General features: G+C 70.5%; 15 protein-coding genes and 1 pseudogene. 6 read left to right on the forward strand and 10 right to left on the reverse strand.

Going from position 1 to position 14,524, the window contains the following annotated elements:
* From B0W88_RS22210 to B0W88_RS22225, 4 genes are all read right to left on the reverse strand, one after another.
* A partial coding sequence (locus B0W88_RS22210; protein WP_077036814.1) for a CoA ester lyase occupies window positions 1-767 on the reverse strand: 767 nt, incomplete at its 3' end.
* A 2-nt stretch (window positions 768-769) separates the two neighbouring features.
* The gene (locus B0W88_RS22215; RefSeq protein ID WP_233151804.1) at window positions 770-1,963 is read right to left on the reverse strand and encodes a CaiB/BaiF CoA-transferase family protein; all 1,194 of its coding nucleotides are present in this window, start codon (window positions 1,961-1,963) and stop codon (window positions 770-772) included.
* A 14-nt stretch (window positions 1,964-1,977) separates the two neighbouring features.
* The gene (locus B0W88_RS22220) at window positions 1,978-3,141 is read right to left on the reverse strand and encodes an acyl-CoA dehydrogenase family protein (protein WP_077036816.1); all 1,164 of its coding nucleotides are present in this window, start codon (window positions 3,139-3,141) and stop codon (window positions 1,978-1,980) included.
* A 16-nt stretch (window positions 3,142-3,157) separates the two neighbouring features.
* Window positions 3,158-4,009 carry a MaoC family dehydratase N-terminal domain-containing protein gene (locus B0W88_RS22225; RefSeq protein WP_077036817.1) on the reverse strand — a complete coding sequence of 284 codons (852 nt, stop codon included), beginning with the start codon at window positions 4,007-4,009 and terminating at the stop codon, window positions 3,158-3,160.
* A gap of 77 nt (window positions 4,010-4,086) precedes the next feature.
* Between B0W88_RS22225 and B0W88_RS22230 the strand changes: the two genes are divergently transcribed.
* Complete coding sequence (locus B0W88_RS22230) at window positions 4,087-5,016, forward strand: LysR substrate-binding domain-containing protein (RefSeq protein ID WP_077036818.1); 930 nt, start codon at window positions 4,087-4,089, stop codon at window positions 5,014-5,016.
* Between the two features lie 24 nt (window positions 5,017-5,040).
* Here the strand turns inward: B0W88_RS22230 and B0W88_RS22235 are convergent, their stop codons facing one another.
* The 6 genes from B0W88_RS22235 to B0W88_RS22260 all read right to left on the reverse strand — a co-directional run bounded on the left by B0W88_RS22235 (window position 5,041) and on the right by B0W88_RS22260 (window position 10,044).
* Entirely contained in the window at window positions 5,041-5,292 is a 252-nt protein-coding gene (locus B0W88_RS22235) for a hypothetical protein (RefSeq protein WP_077036819.1), read from the reverse strand.
* Window positions 5,293-5,397: 105 nt separating this feature from the next.
* Window positions 5,398-5,928, reverse strand: a complete 531-nt coding sequence (locus B0W88_RS22240) for a DUF2894 domain-containing protein (protein ID WP_077036820.1) — start codon at window positions 5,926-5,928, stop codon at window positions 5,398-5,400.
* The gene (locus B0W88_RS22245; RefSeq protein WP_077036827.1) at window positions 5,925-6,572 is read right to left on the reverse strand and encodes an OmpA family protein; all 648 of its coding nucleotides are present in this window, start codon (window positions 6,570-6,572) and stop codon (window positions 5,925-5,927) included. Before B0W88_RS22245 ends, B0W88_RS22240 begins: the two co-directional genes overlap by 4 nt.
* A complete protein-coding gene (locus B0W88_RS22250) occupies window positions 6,565-8,448 on the reverse strand; it encodes a hypothetical protein (protein ID WP_077036821.1) in 1,884 nt (627 codons plus the stop codon). The genes B0W88_RS22245 and B0W88_RS22250 overlap by 8 nt, the downstream gene beginning before the upstream one ends.
* The gene (locus B0W88_RS22255; protein ID WP_083748976.1) at window positions 8,445-9,125 is read right to left on the reverse strand and encodes a DUF3348 family protein; all 681 of its coding nucleotides are present in this window, start codon (window positions 9,123-9,125) and stop codon (window positions 8,445-8,447) included. The genes B0W88_RS22250 and B0W88_RS22255 overlap by 4 nt, the downstream gene beginning before the upstream one ends.
* A 127-nt stretch (window positions 9,126-9,252) precedes the next feature.
* The gene (locus B0W88_RS22260; RefSeq protein WP_158080915.1) at window positions 9,253-10,044 is read right to left on the reverse strand and encodes a GntR family transcriptional regulator; all 792 of its coding nucleotides are present in this window, start codon (window positions 10,042-10,044) and stop codon (window positions 9,253-9,255) included.
* 118 nt (window positions 10,045-10,162) lie between these two features.
* Between B0W88_RS22260 and B0W88_RS22265 the strand changes: the two genes are divergently transcribed.
* The 5 genes and pseudogenes from B0W88_RS22265 to B0W88_RS22285 all read left to right on the forward strand — a co-directional run.
* Complete coding sequence (locus B0W88_RS22265) at window positions 10,163-11,203, forward strand: BMP family ABC transporter substrate-binding protein (RefSeq protein ID WP_077036824.1); 1,041 nt, start codon at window positions 10,163-10,165, stop codon at window positions 11,201-11,203.
* A gap of 10 nt (window positions 11,204-11,213) precedes the next feature.
* Window positions 11,214-11,900, forward strand: a complete 687-nt coding sequence (locus tag B0W88_RS22270) for a Rieske (2Fe-2S) protein (RefSeq protein WP_077036825.1) — start codon at window positions 11,214-11,216, stop codon at window positions 11,898-11,900.
* Window positions 11,893-13,731, forward strand: coding sequence for a 2Fe-2S iron-sulfur cluster-binding protein (locus B0W88_RS32665; protein ID WP_083748978.1), 1,839 nt, complete (start codon window positions 11,893-11,895; stop codon window positions 13,729-13,731). Before B0W88_RS22270 ends, B0W88_RS32665 begins: the two co-directional genes overlap by 8 nt.
* 10 nt (window positions 13,732-13,741) lie before the next feature.
* Window positions 13,742-14,386, forward strand: coding sequence for a glutathione S-transferase family protein (locus tag B0W88_RS22280; protein WP_077036826.1), 645 nt, complete (start codon window positions 13,742-13,744; stop codon window positions 14,384-14,386).
* Between the two features lie 28 nt (window positions 14,387-14,414).
* Window positions 14,415-14,524: pseudogene (locus tag B0W88_RS22285) on the forward strand (S-(hydroxymethyl)glutathione dehydrogenase); the annotation flags it as partial.

A 14,524-nucleotide genomic window follows, 5' to 3' on the forward strand; every position in this document is an offset into this window, starting at 1 on the left:
TGCACCGCCGCACCCGCGGCGGCGGCATCGGCGGCCAGCACGCGGCGGGCCCAGTCGAGCAGGGCCGGCTCGGGCAGCAGCGCGGCATGGACGGCAGCGACCTGCCTCGGATGGATGCACAGCTTGGCGCCGAAGCCGAAGCGCAGCGCGCGCCGCGTGTCCGCGCGGAGCAGGGCCTCGTCGTCGAGCGCCGCGGTGACGCCGTCGACGGCCGCGGCCAGGCGCTGCAGCCGCGTGTGCATCGCGACGGCGAAGCGCAGCGGGGCCAGTTCCGGCTCGTCCGCCGAGCACTGGATGCCGGTGTCGGCCATGAAGTCGAGATGGCCGACGACCAGGCGCAGCACGCCGGGCGCGCCGGCGATCGCGGCGAGGTTCGCGTAGCCCGCCGCGCTTTCGACCAGCGGCAGCAGCGGGGCCCGTGGCAGCCGCGCGTGGAGGGCAGCGAGGTCAGCCGCGCCATTCGCCTTGGGCACCATCACGGCCGCGCCCGGCGCGAGCGCCGCCAGCCATTCGAGCTCGGCCCGGGCGAGCGCGCCATCGAGCGGGTTGATCCGCACGACCAGCGGCAGGCCGCGCGCCAGCAGGCCGGGCCATGCGCCGGCGATGGCCTCGCGCGCGGCCGGCCTGGCGGCCGGCGGGACGCTGTCTTCCAGGTCCAGCACGATCGCATCGGCGCCGCTGGCCAGCGCCTTGTCGAAGCGCTCCGGCCGGTTGCCGGGGACGAACAGCAGCGTGCGGGCGCGCGCCAGCGGCGTATCGATGTCCATGCTCAGATCGCACCGCTGCGGCGCAGCTGCCCGATGCCGTCCGCCGACCAGCCCAGCTCGCGCAGGATCGCCTCCGAATGCGCGCCCAGCGCCGGCACCGGATCCATGCGCGGCGCGTAGGCCTCGCTCTTGCCGGGCGGCAGCAGCGCGGGAACGGGGCCCATCTCGGTGTCGACCTCGGTCCAGCGCCCGCGCGCCTGCAACTGCGGATGGCGCCAGACGTCGTGCATGTCGTTGACATGCGCATTGGCGATCTGCGCTTGCTCGAGCCGCCGCACGACTTCGTCGGCCGACAGCGCGTCGAAGCACTGGGCGATCAGCCCGGCCAGCAGCTCGCGGTGGGCCACGCGGCTCGTGTTCGAGGCGAAGCGCGGGTCCTCGGCCCACTCGGGCCGGCGCAGCACCTCGACGCAGAAGCGGCGCCACTCACGCTCGTTCTGCAGGCCCAGCATCACGGTCTTGCCGTCGCCGGCGAGGAAGGGGCCGTAGGGGTAGATCGTCGCGTGGGCCGCGCCCGCGCGCGGCGGCGGATCGGCCCCTTCGTAGGCGTAGTAGAGCGGATAGCTCATCCACTCGACCATGCACTCCAGCATCGAGACATCGATGCGGCTGCCCCGGCCGGTGCGGCTGCGCTGCAACAGCGCGGCGAGGATGGCGGAATGGGCATGCATGCCGGCCGCGATGTCGGCGATCGAGCAGCCGGCCTTGGCCGGCGCGTCCGGCGAGCCGGTCACCGACAGGAAACCCGACTCGCTCTGGATCAGCAGGTCGTAGGCCTTCTTGTCGCGGTAGGGGCCGGGCGTGGCGGGGTCGTCGCCATAGCCGGAGATGTCGCAGACGATCAGGCGCGGATGCCGGGCGTGCAGCGCCTCGAAGCCGAGGCCCAGCCGCGCCGCGGCGCCCGGCGCGAGGTTCTGCACCAGCACGTCGGCGCCTTCGAGCAGGCGGGAGAGCACGTCGACAGCCTGCGGGTGCTTGAGGTCCAGGCTCAGGCTTTCCTTGGAGCGGTTGGTCCAGACGAAGTGCGAGGCCAGGCCCTTGACCCGCTGGTCGTAGGCGCGCGCGAAATCTCCGCTGCCGGGGCGCTCGACCTTGATGACCCGCGCGCCGAGGTCCGCCAGCTGGCGGGTGCAGAAGGGCGCGGCGATCGCGTGTTCCAGCGTGACGACGGTGATGCCGTCCAGGGGGCGGGGCATGGCGGGCATCCTTGTCAGAACGAACGGGGCAGGCCGAGCACGTGCTCGGCGATGTACGCGTAGATCAGGTTCGTCGAGATCGGCGCCACCTGGTAGAGCCGCGTCTCGCGGAACTTGCGCTCGATGTCGTACTCGTTGGCGAAGCCGAAGCCGCCATGCGTCTGCAGGCAGACGTTGGCCGCTTCCCAGCTTGCCTTGGCGGCCAGGTACTTCGCCATATTGGCTTGCGCGCCGCAGCTCTCGCGGGCGTCGAAGCGGCGCGCCGCCTCGAAGCGCATCAGGTTGGCGGCCTCCACCTCGATGAAGGCATCGGCGATCGGGAACTGCACGCCCTGGTTGCGGCCGATCGGGCGGTCGAACACGATGCGCTCGTTGGCGTAGCGGCGGGCCCGCTCGATGAACCAGTAGCCGTCGCCGATGCACTCGGCGGCGATCAGCGTGCGCTCGGCGTTCAGCCCGTCCAGGATGTAGCGGAAGCCCTGGCCTTCCTCGCCGATCAGGTTCTCCTCGGGGATCTCCAGGTCCTCGAAGAACAGCTCGTTCGTCTCGTGGTTCACCAGGTTGGGAATGGGGCGCACCGACAGCCCGTTGCCGATGGCCTCGCGCAGGTCCACGATGAAGACGGACATGCCCTCGGACTTCTTGCGCACCTCGGCCAGCGGCGTGGTGCGGGCCAGCAGGATCATCAGGTCGGAGTGCTGCACGCGGGAGATCCAGACCTTCTGGCCGTTGACGACGTAGCGGCCGTCCTTGCGTTTGACGGCGGTGGTCTTGATCTTCGTCGTATCGGTGCCGGTGGTCGGCTCGGTCACCGCCATCGACTGGATGCGCAGCTTCCCGGCGGCGATGCCGGGCAGGTACTTCTGCTTCTGCGCCGCGCTGCCGCTGCGCAGCAGCGTGCCCATGTTGTACATCTGGCCGTGCACCGCGCCGGCGTTGCCGCCGCTGCGGTTGATCTCCTCCATGATGACGCTCGCCGCGGTCAGGCCCAGGCCGGTGCCGCCGTAGTCCTCGGGGATCATCGCGGCCAGCCAGCCGGCCGCCATCAGCGCGTCGACGAAGGCCTCGGGGTAGGCCTTCTGCTCGTCCACCTTGCGGAAGTATTCGTCCGGGAACTGGCGGCACAGCGCACGCACGGCGTCGCGGATCTCCTGGTGGTCGTCGATCTCGTTGAACATGGTTTTTTCCTCTTGTTCAGGCCAGCGTGGCGTTCGCGTCCATGGCCAGGCGGCCGTCGATGCCTTCGGCCCACAGGTGGATGGTCTTGTCGGAGGTCTGCCTCGCGCAGACCCGGAAGGCGGCGGTGTCGAGCAGCGGCGAGACGGCACGGAAGTCGAATCGCGCCAGCGACGCCTGCGGCTGGTGGCGGCGCAGCAGGTCGAGCAGCAGCGTGGCGATCAGCGGGCCATGCACGACCAGGCCTGCGTAGCCCTCGGTCTTGGTCGCGTAGGTCCGGTCGTAGTGGATGCGGTGGCCGTTGAAGGTCAGCGCCGAGTAGCGGAACAGCAGGACCGCGTCGGGCTCGATGCCGCGCGACCACTGCGGCTTCCCGGCTGCCGCCTCGGCGCCCGGCGCGGGCTCGCCGGGCCGTGCCATCTCGCGGTAGACCAGGTCCTGCTGCTCGACGAGGGCCAATGCGCCCTCGGCCGAGATCTCGTGGCGCAGTCGAACGAACACCAGCGGCCCGCTGCGTCCCTGCTTCGACTGGACATCCTCGATGTGCGACAGGCGCGAGATCGCCTGGCCGGCGCGCAGCGGCGCATGGAACTCGATCCGGCTGCCGGCCCACATGCGGCGCGGCAGCGGCACCGGCGGAAGAAAGCCGCCGCGTTGCGGGTGTCCGTCCGGCCCGATGGCCGCCTGCCGCTGCATCGGCAGGAAGTACAGCCAGTGCCAGCCGGGCGGGATCGCGTCGCCCGCGCGTGGCGGCGGATCATCGCGGTCCAGCGTGGCCGCGAGCCCGCGCAGCGGCGCCAGCGTGGCGATGTCTTCCACGGCCTCGGTGCGGCCGATCCAGCGGCGCAGGTGTTCGATGTCCAGGCTCATGGCGCCGATTCTGCGAGCCCGCGGGCTATCTGTGAAATACTGAATGCATCTACCGGATAGACCTGAAAGAGCTAACGATGGAGCTCAGACAGCTTCGCTATTTCCTCGGCGTCTGCGAGGCCGGCAGCCTGCTCAAGGCGTCGGCGCGGCTGCATGTGGCGCAGCCGGCGCTGGGGCAGCAGATGAGCGCGCTGGAGGCCGAACTGGGCACGCAGTTGCTGCTGCGCTCGCGCAAGGGCGTGAGCCCGACCGAGGCGGGCAGGACCTTTGCGGAGCACGCCCGCCTGGTGCTGGCCGATGTGGAACGTGCCGCGCAGGCCGTGCGCGAGGCCGGTGCGCTGCCGAGCGGCAGCGTCACCATCGGCCTGCCCACCACCGTGGCGCTGGGCGCGACCCTGCCGATCCTCGCCGCCTGCCGCGAGCGCCTGCCGCAGGTGCGCCTGCAGATCGTCGAGGCCTACAGCGGCTTCCTGGCCGAGTGGCTGCAGTCCGGCCGGCTGGACGTGGCCATCCTGTTCGGCGACAAGGCCGAGAACGGCCTGGACAAGCGTGCGCTGCTCGACGAGGAACTGGTGTTCGTGACCGGCTCGAGCATGCCCGCGCTCCCGAAGCGGCTCTCGCTCGCGCGCCTCGCCCGCTGGCCGCTGGTGCTGCCCAGCCGCGGCCACGGCCTGCGCCGCATCATCGACGAGGCCTGCGAGCCGCTCGGCCTGCAGCTCGACGTCGTGGCCGAGATCGACTCGCTGCCCAGCGTCAAGAAGGCCGCCGAGGCGGGCATCGGCGGCACCATCCTGTCGCGTGTCTCGGTGGCCGAGGAAATTGCCGGAGGCAGGCTGCAGGCCGCGCGCATCGCCAGCGACCGGATGTCACGCCGCGTCGTCTGCGCGACCCACCTGACCCGGCCGGCCACGCCGGCGAGCCGTGCCGTCGCGGCGCTGATCCCGGAGGTGATCCAGGGCATGGTGGGTTCGAAGGCGTGGCCGGGCCGGTGGGTGGGCGGCACTTGAACGAGGACGCGGGGCTGCGCCTGGTCAGCGTGCGCGAAGGCCCAACCCTTCGGAGCCTGCATGCGTGGCGTTCGAGTCGATGAAGTCTTCGACGGACAGCCTGGCGTCCGCCAGGGCAAGCTCGGCGGTCGCAAAGGAGCATTCCTTGCATTCGATCGCCCAGAGGTCATCGAACAGCGCGCCCCAGCCCCAGCCCTGGCGCTTCCGGGCTGCAATGACGCTGATGTTTCGACCCCGGTACATGAGATCGAGCTGATGCGGACGGACGGTGTTCATGGCAGCCTCCAGGTCAGAAGGGTAGGGAGGATCGGTTGCAGGCACGTTACAACTGCTTACCGCCGATGCGCGTAGGACAAGGACTCGCCAGCGCGGCAGAGGTCTTTACCTGGGCCCGGCCTTCTTCCTGCCTGCTCGAGCCGGCTTGTCGGCCTCGCCGGGCGCCTGCACCAGCTCCAGTGCGGCGATCGCATCCATCTGCGTGAGCAGCCTGTGCAGGTAGTCCGGCGCCAGCCGCTGGATCTGCTGCAGCGCGCGCGTCGCCAGCGCCTGGCCATTGAGCGGCCCCAGGTGGCCCACGATCGGCGCATTGAGCTCCGCCATGCTTCGCGCCACGCGGAGCTGGCGCCAGGTGCCGTGGTGGATGCGCACCTGGCGCAGCTCCTGGCCGGCATCGAGCTGCAGCAGGGCGAGCAGTTCGGCCAGCGGGCGGGTGTCGAGGGCCGGGTGGTCCTGCTTCCGAGGCGGCAGGGACTCGCTCGATGCGCGCCGCTGCAGTGTTGCGATCAGCTTGTCGCGCAGGGCGCCGGGAGGCTGCGCCTGCGCGCGCAGGGCCAGCGCGTGCAGCACGCGCCGGCGCACCGGGTCGACCCGCTGCGCAGCGACCCAGCCGACCGGGTCGTCAATGCTGCTCACGGCGCGGATGCCGCGGCCGCTCGCCGGGGCCGCGGTGTGGGTGCGATTTCCACGCGTCGATTGAGCGCGCGGCCGGCCGCGGTGTCGTTGGAGGCCACCGGCTGCTGCGCGCCGAACGCAGCAGAGAACACCGCGTCGGGGGGGAGGCCGTCCGCCAGCAGGGCCCGCGTGACGTTCAGCGAGCGCCGGGCGGACAGGTCCCAGTTGTCGGTGAACTGCATGCCTGCCACGACCCCTCGATCATCCGTGAAGCCGCTGACCATCAGGATCTCGTCGCGCTGGGCGAGGTAGGTGCGCAGCGGCGCAGCCAAGGCACCGAGCAGCGCACGGCCCTCGGCGAGCAGCTGGTCCGATCCCGTCGCGAAGAGCACCGCGCTGTTGATGCCGATCCGGCCTTCCACCAGCGTGATGCGGCCGTCCGCGAGCGGGCCGGCCAGGGCGCGTTCCAGGGCTTCGCGTCGCGCCTGTTCGGCCATGCGCTGCCGCACTTCGGCCTGCAGGCGCTCCGCCAGGTCCAGCTGCCCCACCAGCGCCGCGGCCAGCACGAGGACGAACGCGCCCAGCACACCGGCCATCAGGTCGCCAAAGGCCGCCCAGGCGGGGGCGCCGACGCCTTCCTGCTCGATCTCCAGCGGGTCATCCATGGGCGGCGGCGCCCTGCAGTGCATCCAGCACCTGCTTCTGCGAGCCCAGGCACAGGTCGATGACTTCGCGCGCCTGCGCCACGTAGTAGCCCAGCTGGTCGTCGCTGCGCGTGATCGCCGAGGAGAGGCGTTCCTCCAGCACGCCGAGGTGCTGCAGGAGCTGGGCATTGGCAAGCTGGAACTGCGCGACCGCCTCGCCGAAGCCTTCGCCCACGCAGGCGACGTCGGCCGCGCTGGCCGCCAGGTTCGTGGCTGCATCGGCGAGCGCCTGGCCCGAGGCATCGGCCAGCGTCGTGAAGCGCTGGCCCAGGGCTTCGAGCTGGACGGCCGACCGGTCCACGAGCGAGTCGATGGCGGCACGCTGATCGCCCGCGGCCTGCTGCAAGGAGGCCAGCAGCGTCGAGACCGTCTGCATCAACTCGGCCCGCTCGACGAGCGCCGCGCGATCCTGGGCCTGGCTCTGGACGAGTTGCTCCCGCAGCGCGGCGACGACCTCGACGGCCGCCCGTGGCGCTTCGCCGGCAGCCTGCAGCAGGGCGCCGGCATCGGCCAGGGTCCGCTGTGAATGGGATTCGGCCTGGGCCACCAGGCTGCGCGTGTTCGCGAGCAGGCCGTCGGCCAGCTCCTGCTGCTGCTTCGACTGTGCGGCGCCGGCCGAGACCAGCTCGGAACGCCAGGCCGCGAGCCGATCCGCATCGTCGCTGCCCTGCCTGGCCTGCAGCCGCGCGAATGCATCGGCCAGGGTGCTGACGGCGGCCTCGGCCTGCTCGGCAAACTGCTGGCCGGCTTGCGCCAGCACCTCGCGCGCGGACGCCTGATGCCCGGCGAGCGAGTCGATGTGGGCTTGAAGCGAGGCCGATCGTGCCTGGTCCGCCGCCTCATGCTGATGCGCGATTCGCGCGGCACCTTGCTCGAAGCGGCTGCCGAGCGCGGCCAGTTGATCGGCCACCGCCGTTCCCACGCGTTCATGCAGGGACGCGGCTTCGCGCGCGATGCCGGCCATGGCCGCCGCCGCGGCGGGCTCGATGGCGGCACCTGCCTCCCGCGCGGCTTCCGCCAGGCTGGTGCGCAGCGTGGCGTCCACGCTGCTGGCCAATGCCGCGTAGGCCTGGCCCGTCTCGCTGTGGAAGCGGCTGTTCTGCGCGCTCAACTGGTCGGCGATGCGCTCGGTGAACTGCTGCAGCTGGGCGAGCATCGTGGCTTGCCTGGCATCCTCGCGCTCGATCGCGGCGGCATCCGCGGCCCGCTGTTCGATCTCGCGCCGATGCGCCGAGGTCAGGGGGCGCAGCCGGCCCAGCAGCGCGGCATCCAGCAGCGCGCCGGCGGCCGAGCGTTCCCTGCGGGCAAGGGCCACCATCAGGCCCAGCATGGCCGAGCCGGCGACGCCGGCCACGCTGGCGCTGAACGCCAGGCCGAGGCCCTGGATCGGGGCGCCCAGCGCGGAGCGCAGGGCGCTCAGGTCGGCGGAGGCGCCGAGGGCACTGGCCGTGCTGCCCAGGGTGATGACCAGGCCGATGAAGGTGCCGAGCATGCCCAGCAGCACCAGCAGGCCGGCGATCGCCGGCGCCAGCGCCAGGCCCGGAAGGACGACGCGCAGGCCGTCCAGGCGCATCTGCACGGCACCGCGCAGGGCGACGGGCACGGAGGGCATCCAGTCGTCATCGGGCACCTTGCGCGCTGCGGATGCGGCCAGGCCACGGCTGTCCCGGCGAAAGGCCGCCAGTTCCCAGGCAGCGATGGCAAAGAAGGCGGCGATCAGCACCGTCATGGCCAGCGCGACGGGGTGGTTCCTCGCGGCGGCCATGCCGGCGCCGGCGATGCCCGCCAGACCGGCAGCCAGGGCGATGGGGTAGAGGGCGTTGAGAGCTCGGTTCATAGGGGGCTGCTTGTGCCCAAGGCTTCGATGAGGCCCAGCACGGGTTGAAGTCTTTGATCCAGCTCGGCCCGCAGCACGCGCTGCAGGTCCGACCAGAGGCGGGGCCGCCAGCGGCGCCGGTCGGCGTCGTAGTGCCTGCGCGCCCGCATCTCCAGCAGCGCGGCAACCCCGGTCATGGCGCGACGCTCGGGAGAGGCCAGCGCCCGCTCGACGTATTCGTCCAGCTGGGCCAGCCGTGCGAGTTCGTCGGAGGCGTTCGCCAGGCGGGCCCGCAGCTGCGCCCGGAACGTGGTGATGCGGCTTGCAATCGTCCGCTGCTGCTGCGCGACATGCTGCAGATAGGGGGCGAGCAGCTGCGGCAGCGTTGCGTCCTCGGCCTCCGGTTCGGACCCGGATGCCAGCGCCGCATTGTCGAAGCCCGAGGCCAGCTGGGCACGGACCAGTTCCAGCTCACCACCCGCCCAGCACCTGGCCTCGCTTCGCGCCGCCTCGGAGGCCGCCTTGCCAGGCGGCGCCGTCAGCAGCTGGGAGATCGTGATCGCATCCGCCCATCCCAGCCAGGCGCCCAGGCGTGCCGCCGCCGGGGCCAGGGGAACGGGCGCCATGCCCCATTCCCGCAGCAGTCGAGACAGTGATTCCGGCGGTGAAGGCAGTACCGGCCTGGAGATGAGTTGCATGCCGTGAAGCCGACGCCTGCGCCCTTGCTACTGAAAACAGCGGATTTTAGTGAGTCGGCCGGGCATCGCCGGATCGGGCGGCGCTGCCGGCCACTTCCAACGGACGCAGGGATGCCGTTCGTCGCGACTAGGCACCGGCCCGATCGTCGAGGTCGGCCTGGAGCGCGCGCCGCAGCGGCAAGTCGTCCGAGGCCTGCTGATCGACGATGTTCAGGCTCTGCTCGACCTTCCCGAGGTGACGCTTCAGCAGCGCGACGGCCTGCTTCGTGGAGCCGGCCTCCAGCAGGCTGATGAACTCCTCGTGCTCGTCCTGCAGGCAGGCGACATGGCTGTCGTAGTCATGCCGGTAGAGCTGCAGGATGAGCGCGATGCGTGCATGCAGTTCCTCGAGCGTGCGTGTCAGCAGCTCGTTGCCGGCCAACTCGGCCATCAGGGCATGGAAACCGGCGCCGAGCTTGCGCACCGCCTCCCAGTCACCGGCCGCGAACGCCGCCCGCTCGCTCTTCAGGTGAGCGCGCAAGCGTGCGAAGTCCTTCTTCGAGGCCCTGCTGACGAGCACCTCGGTCACATGGGTCTCGAGCGCCGTTCGCATGTCGAAGACCTCGCGCGCCTCCTTGGCGGAAGGCTGGGCCACCGAGGCGATCCGGCCCGGCGTGAGATCGGCCAGGCCGTCCTTGGCCAGGCGTTGCAGCGCCTGGCGCACGACCGTGCGGCTCACGCCGTAGAGACGGCCCAGGCTCACCTCCCGCAGCTGCGTTCCCGGCAGCAGCCGGTGCGACAGGATCGCGTCCCTCACGTTTTCGACGATCTCATCGGCCTTGGTAGTCATGAAGGAAGCGCTGCGCTGGTGTCCGAGGGTCTTTACCGAGAAGGATTCTGACAGATGCGGCTTGCGAGTCGGTTCCGTATCGGAATACATTATCGGTATACCGATTTGAAGTACCGACGAATCGGAACCCCGCCGGCGCGGTTCGCCGGCATTCTTTGGAGCGACGACCGTGTTGAAGTCTGTTCTGCGCACTAGCTGCGCCGCCGCGATGGCGGCCTCCCTGTTCTCCGGCATGGCCTCGGCCGATCCGCTGAAGATCGATTTCGTCTACCAGAGCCCGGTCGGCGATGTCGGCTGGGTGGCCCAGCACGAGGCGGCCCGCAAGAACCTGGAGAAGGAGTTCGGCTCGCAGATCAAGACCGAGGTCGTCGAGAACGTCAAGGCCGGGCCCGACGGCGCGCGGGTGATCCAGGACCTGATCGACGGCCATGCCCGCCTGCTGGTGCTGGGCAGCTTCGGCTACATGAGCGACGGCCTGGCGGCCGCTGCCGACAATCCGAAGGTCAACTTCGTCCATGCCAGCGGCTACAAGCTGGCGCCCAATTTCGGCACCTACAACGCCCGCTGGTACGAAGGGGCGTACGTGGCCGGCGTGGTGGCCGGCAAGATGACCCGGTCGAACACGCTGGGCTTCGTGGGAGCGATGCCGATTCCCGACGTCGTGTCGACGATCAACGCCTTCGCGCGCGGCGCCCGCAGCGTGAATCCGTCCGCCGTTGTGAAGGTGGTGTGGGTCAACGACTGGTACAACCCCGGCCGCGAACGCGAGGTGGCGCAATCGCTGATCGCTAATGGGGCCGACGTGATCGGCTCCGCGTTCCAGGATGCGCCGGCCGTGGTCCAGTACGCCGACAGCAAGGGCGTCTGGTCGATCGGCATGTTCTCCGACGTGTCGCGATACGCCCCGAAGGGCTTGCTGACCTCGATCATGCATGACTGGACGCCCTACCTCCGGCAGGTCGTCAAGGACAGCCTGGCCGGCAGCTTCAAGGGCGCGCCCTACCTGGCGAGCCTGAAGAACAAGGGCGTGAACCTGGCGCCCTGGAACAAGGCCGTGCCGGCGACCGTCGTGGCCATGGCCCAGCAGGCGCAGGCCGATATCGAGTCGGGCAGGCTGCTTCCCTTTGCCGGCCCGCTGAAGGATTCGGCCGGCAAGGAGCGCGTCGCCGCGGGCAAGGCGCTGTCCGACCAGGACATCGCCGGGATGAACTGGTTCATCGAAGGCATCCAGGGCACGGTGCCGCACTGAGGCCGACGACATGAACAAGCCGACGACTCATCACGCGGACTGGTTTCCGGTCGAGCGATCCGAACATGTGGCCCGAGGGGCCGTCGTCCCATCGATGCTGCAGGGCCAGGAGATCGCGCTCTGGCGGGCCGACGACGGGCGCCTGCAGGCCTGGGAGAACCGCTGCCCGCACCGCAGCGTTCGCCTGAGCCTGGGCTTCGTGGCCGGCGACCAGCTGGTCTGCCGCTACCACGGCTGGCGCTATGGCGCCGATGGCCGATGCACGGGGGTGCCTTCGACGCCGGCCCTGGCGCCGCCACCCGCCGCCTGCGTGCGGTCCTATGCCTGCCGTGAATCCGCAGGTGTCGTCTGGGTCAGCCTCGCGCAACTGCCCGCGGGCTACCCGCCGGCACTGGCCGAGTTGGAGGCCTGCCGCAGCTTCACGGTCGACGCCTCCTTCGAGGCGACCATGGCCCGGCTGTCCCGACGCGGCTTCGCAGCCGAGCGGCCCAGCGTCTGGCGGGAGCACGCCGCCGACGACGGCCGCGGCGCCGTGCTGCTGCTGCAGCCGATGGAGGCGGCGACGACCGTGGTCCACCTGTTCATCGAGCCCTGCACGGACGGATCCACCCGCGCCGACAAGCTGGCGCGCCGCACCGCGGCCATCGCCCGGATCAAGCCGCTGCTCGAACCCTCAATGGAGCGTCTCCATGCCTGAGCTTCAACATCGGCCCGTGATCGACCCGGCGATCGAGAACGACTGGTTCGCGGTGGCCCGCTGCGATGACCTGCAGGGCGGGCAGGTCTTGCGACGCCGCCTGCTGCAGCGCGAGATCGAACTCCGGCGCAGCGGCGCGGCAGGGCCCGCCGCGTCCGTGGTCGGCGACGCGGACGCGCCCTGCGCGGTGCGCGAGCACTGCGGCCATCTCTTCGTCTGCCTGGGGGCCGAGCCCAAGGCCCTGTTCGCGCTGCCCGAGTTCGACCAGGCCGGCCGCCGCTTCCTCTACATGGGCGCGATCGGCGTGCACACCGGTGGCCTGCGGGTCGTCGAGAACTTCCTCGACATGGCGCACTTCCCCTTCGTGCATGCCCACATCCTGGGATCGGAGGATTCGACCGAAGTCCGGCCCTACGAGGTGGAGCTCGATGCCCGCAACGAGCTGTGGGCGCGCGGTTGCAGGTTCGTGCAGCCGATGGCGTCGGCCGCGTCGGACGGGCAGGCCGACGTGGACTACGTGTACCGGGTGGTGAACCCGTTCTCCCCGCTGCTGTACAAGGCGCCGGCCGGCCATGCCGGGGGCAGCGACATCATCTTCCTGTTCGTGCAGCCGACCGAGGAGGATCGGTGCATCGTGCACTTCTCGATCTCGCTGTTCGACGCCGCCAGCAGCGGCAGCGAGATCCTGGCCTTCCAGCAGACCATCCTCGGCCAGGACAAGCCGATCCTGGAGAACCATGTGTACAAGCGCCTGCCGCTGGATGCGCGCCTGGAAGTGCCCTCGCAGGCGGATGCGGGCTCCAGCACCTATCGGCGCTGGCTGCGCCGCATCGGTCTGCGCTGGGGCGTCGAGCCGGCCCCCGATGCCGCACCGGAGGCACTGCAGCTCGTCGTCGCCGATCGGCGACCGTTGACCGACGACATCGTGGCCTTCGTGCTGCGCTCGCCGGCCGGCGGGCCGCTGCCGCCCGCGGCGCCCGGCGCCCATCTCGACGTGCACCTGGACGGCGGACTGGTGCGCCAGTATTCGCTGTGCAACGCCGGGTCGGATGAGGACGACGTCTACGCGATCGCCGTCAAGCGGGAGCCGCAGTCCCGTGGCGGATCGCGCCTGATGCACGAGGGCGTGCGGGTCGGCGACCTGCTGCGCGTCGGCATGCCGAAGAACAACTTCCGCCAGGACCGGTCGGCCACCCGCAGCCTGCTGCTTGCCGGAGGCATCGGCATCACGCCGCTGATCTCGATGGCGCGTGCGCTGCGGGCGCGCTCGCAGGCCTTCCATCTGCACTACTTCTGCAGGTCCGATGCGCAGGTGGCGTTCCGGGAAGAGCTGGATCGCGAACTGGCGGGGCAGTGGACCCTGCATGCGGGGCTGACGCCGGAAGAGACGCGGTCCCGGGTCGACGGCCTGCTGCACGCCGAGGGCCCGGCGACGCACTGCTACAGCTGCGGCCCCACGCCGCTGATGCAGCTGGTCGAGACCTGCGCGAACGGGCAGGGATGGGACGCGAAGCGCCTGCACTTCGAGTATTTCAGGAGCGCCGGTCCCGTCGAGACGGGCGGGGCCCCGTTCGAGCTCACGCTCGCCCGCTCGGGCCGCAGCGTCCTTGTTCCGTCGGGCCAGAGCATCGTGGACGTGCTGCGTTCGATCGACGTCGCCGTCGAGACGAACTGCGAGCAGGGTGTGTGTGGCACCTGCCTCTGCACGGTGGTCGACGGGACGCCCGACCACCGCGACCAGTACTTGAGCGCCGGCGAAAAGGCATCGAACCTGCAGATGCTCCCCTGCGTGTCGCGATCGCGAACGCCATCGCTGACGATCGATCTCTGAGGGCCTCATCATGCTCAAGCTCTACAACGACGAACTGTCAGGCAACTGCTACAAGCTGCGCCTGTTCATGGCGCTGCTGCAACTGCCGTTCACGCGGGTGCCGGTCAACTTCCACCCGAACCGCGAGCACAAGGAGGAGGCGCTGCTGCGCCTGAACCCGTTCGGGCAGCTGCCGGTCATCGATGACGACGGCTATGTGCTGCGCGATGCGCAGGCCATCCTGGTGTACCTGGCCGCGCGTTACGACCTGCAGCAGCGCTGGCTGCCCATCGAGCCGCAGTCGCGGGGCCGGGTCGCGCTCTGGATGGCGGTGGCGGAGGACATCACGCGCACTGCCTCGGCAGCGCGGCTGCACGATGCCTTCGGCTACGACTTCGATGTCCAGGCCTGCCGCACGGCCGCACACAAGCTGTTCGCGCACATCGAGGACCATCTGGCCGATGGCGAGGCGCAGGAGCGGCACTGGTTGGCCGGGCTCGCTCCGACGATCGCCGACATCGCCTGCTTTCCCTACGTGGCACTGGCGCCCGAGGGCGGCATCCTCCTGCACCGCTATCCGGCCATCCGGCGGTGGGTGCAGCGCATCAAGGCGCTTCCGGGTTTCGTCGGCATGCCGGGCATCTTCGCCCTCGGCGTCGACGCCGCGCCGATCTGAGTTGTCCCTTTATCTCCAGGAGATTCCCATGAAGACCCGTGCTGCCGTCGCCTGGAAGGCCGGCGCCCCGCTGACCGTCGAAGAGGTGATGCTCGACGGCCCGCGCGCCGGCGAGGTGCTCGTCGAAGTCAAGGCCAC

The sequence above is a fragment of the Pelomonas sp. KK5 genome, assembly GCF_001984095.1.
Lineage (GTDB): Bacteria > Pseudomonadota > Gammaproteobacteria > Burkholderiales > Burkholderiaceae_C > KK5.

Excerpts from the sequence above, each read along its gene's own strand:
- B0W88_RS22215 (WP_233151804.1), bottom strand. The coding sequence starts at position 1,963 with ATGCCCCGCCCCCTGGACGGCATCACCGTCGTCACGCTGGAACACGCG.
- B0W88_RS22220 (WP_077036816.1), bottom strand. The coding sequence starts at position 3,141 with ATGTTCAACGAGATCGACGACCACCAGGAGATCCGCGACGCCGTGCGT.
- B0W88_RS22225 (WP_077036817.1), bottom strand. The coding sequence starts at position 4,009 with ATGAGCCTGGACATCGAACACCTGCGCCGCTGGATCGGCCGCACCGAG.
- B0W88_RS22230 (WP_077036818.1), top strand. The coding sequence starts at position 4,087 with ATGGAGCTCAGACAGCTTCGCTATTTCCTCGGCGTCTGCGAGGCCGGC.
- B0W88_RS22235 (WP_077036819.1), bottom strand. The coding sequence starts at position 5,292 with ATGAACACCGTCCGTCCGCATCAGCTCGATCTCATGTACCGGGGTCGA.
- B0W88_RS22245 (WP_077036827.1), bottom strand. The coding sequence starts at position 6,572 with ATGGATGACCCGCTGGAGATCGAGCAGGAAGGCGTCGGCGCCCCCGCC.
- B0W88_RS22250 (WP_077036821.1), bottom strand. The coding sequence starts at position 8,448 with ATGAACCGAGCTCTCAACGCCCTCTACCCCATCGCCCTGGCTGCCGGT.
- B0W88_RS22255 (WP_083748976.1), bottom strand. The coding sequence starts at position 9,125 with ATGCAACTCATCTCCAGGCCGGTACTGCCTTCACCGCCGGAATCACTG.
- B0W88_RS22260 (WP_158080915.1), bottom strand. The coding sequence starts at position 10,044 with ATGTATTCCGATACGGAACCGACTCGCAAGCCGCATCTGTCAGAATCC.
- B0W88_RS22265 (WP_077036824.1), top strand. The coding sequence starts at position 10,163 with ATGGCGGCCTCCCTGTTCTCCGGCATGGCCTCGGCCGATCCGCTGAAG.
- B0W88_RS22270 (WP_077036825.1), top strand. The coding sequence starts at position 11,214 with ATGAACAAGCCGACGACTCATCACGCGGACTGGTTTCCGGTCGAGCGA.
- B0W88_RS32665 (WP_083748978.1), top strand. The coding sequence starts at position 11,893 with ATGCCTGAGCTTCAACATCGGCCCGTGATCGACCCGGCGATCGAGAAC.
- B0W88_RS22280 (WP_077036826.1), top strand. The coding sequence starts at position 13,742 with ATGCTCAAGCTCTACAACGACGAACTGTCAGGCAACTGCTACAAGCTG.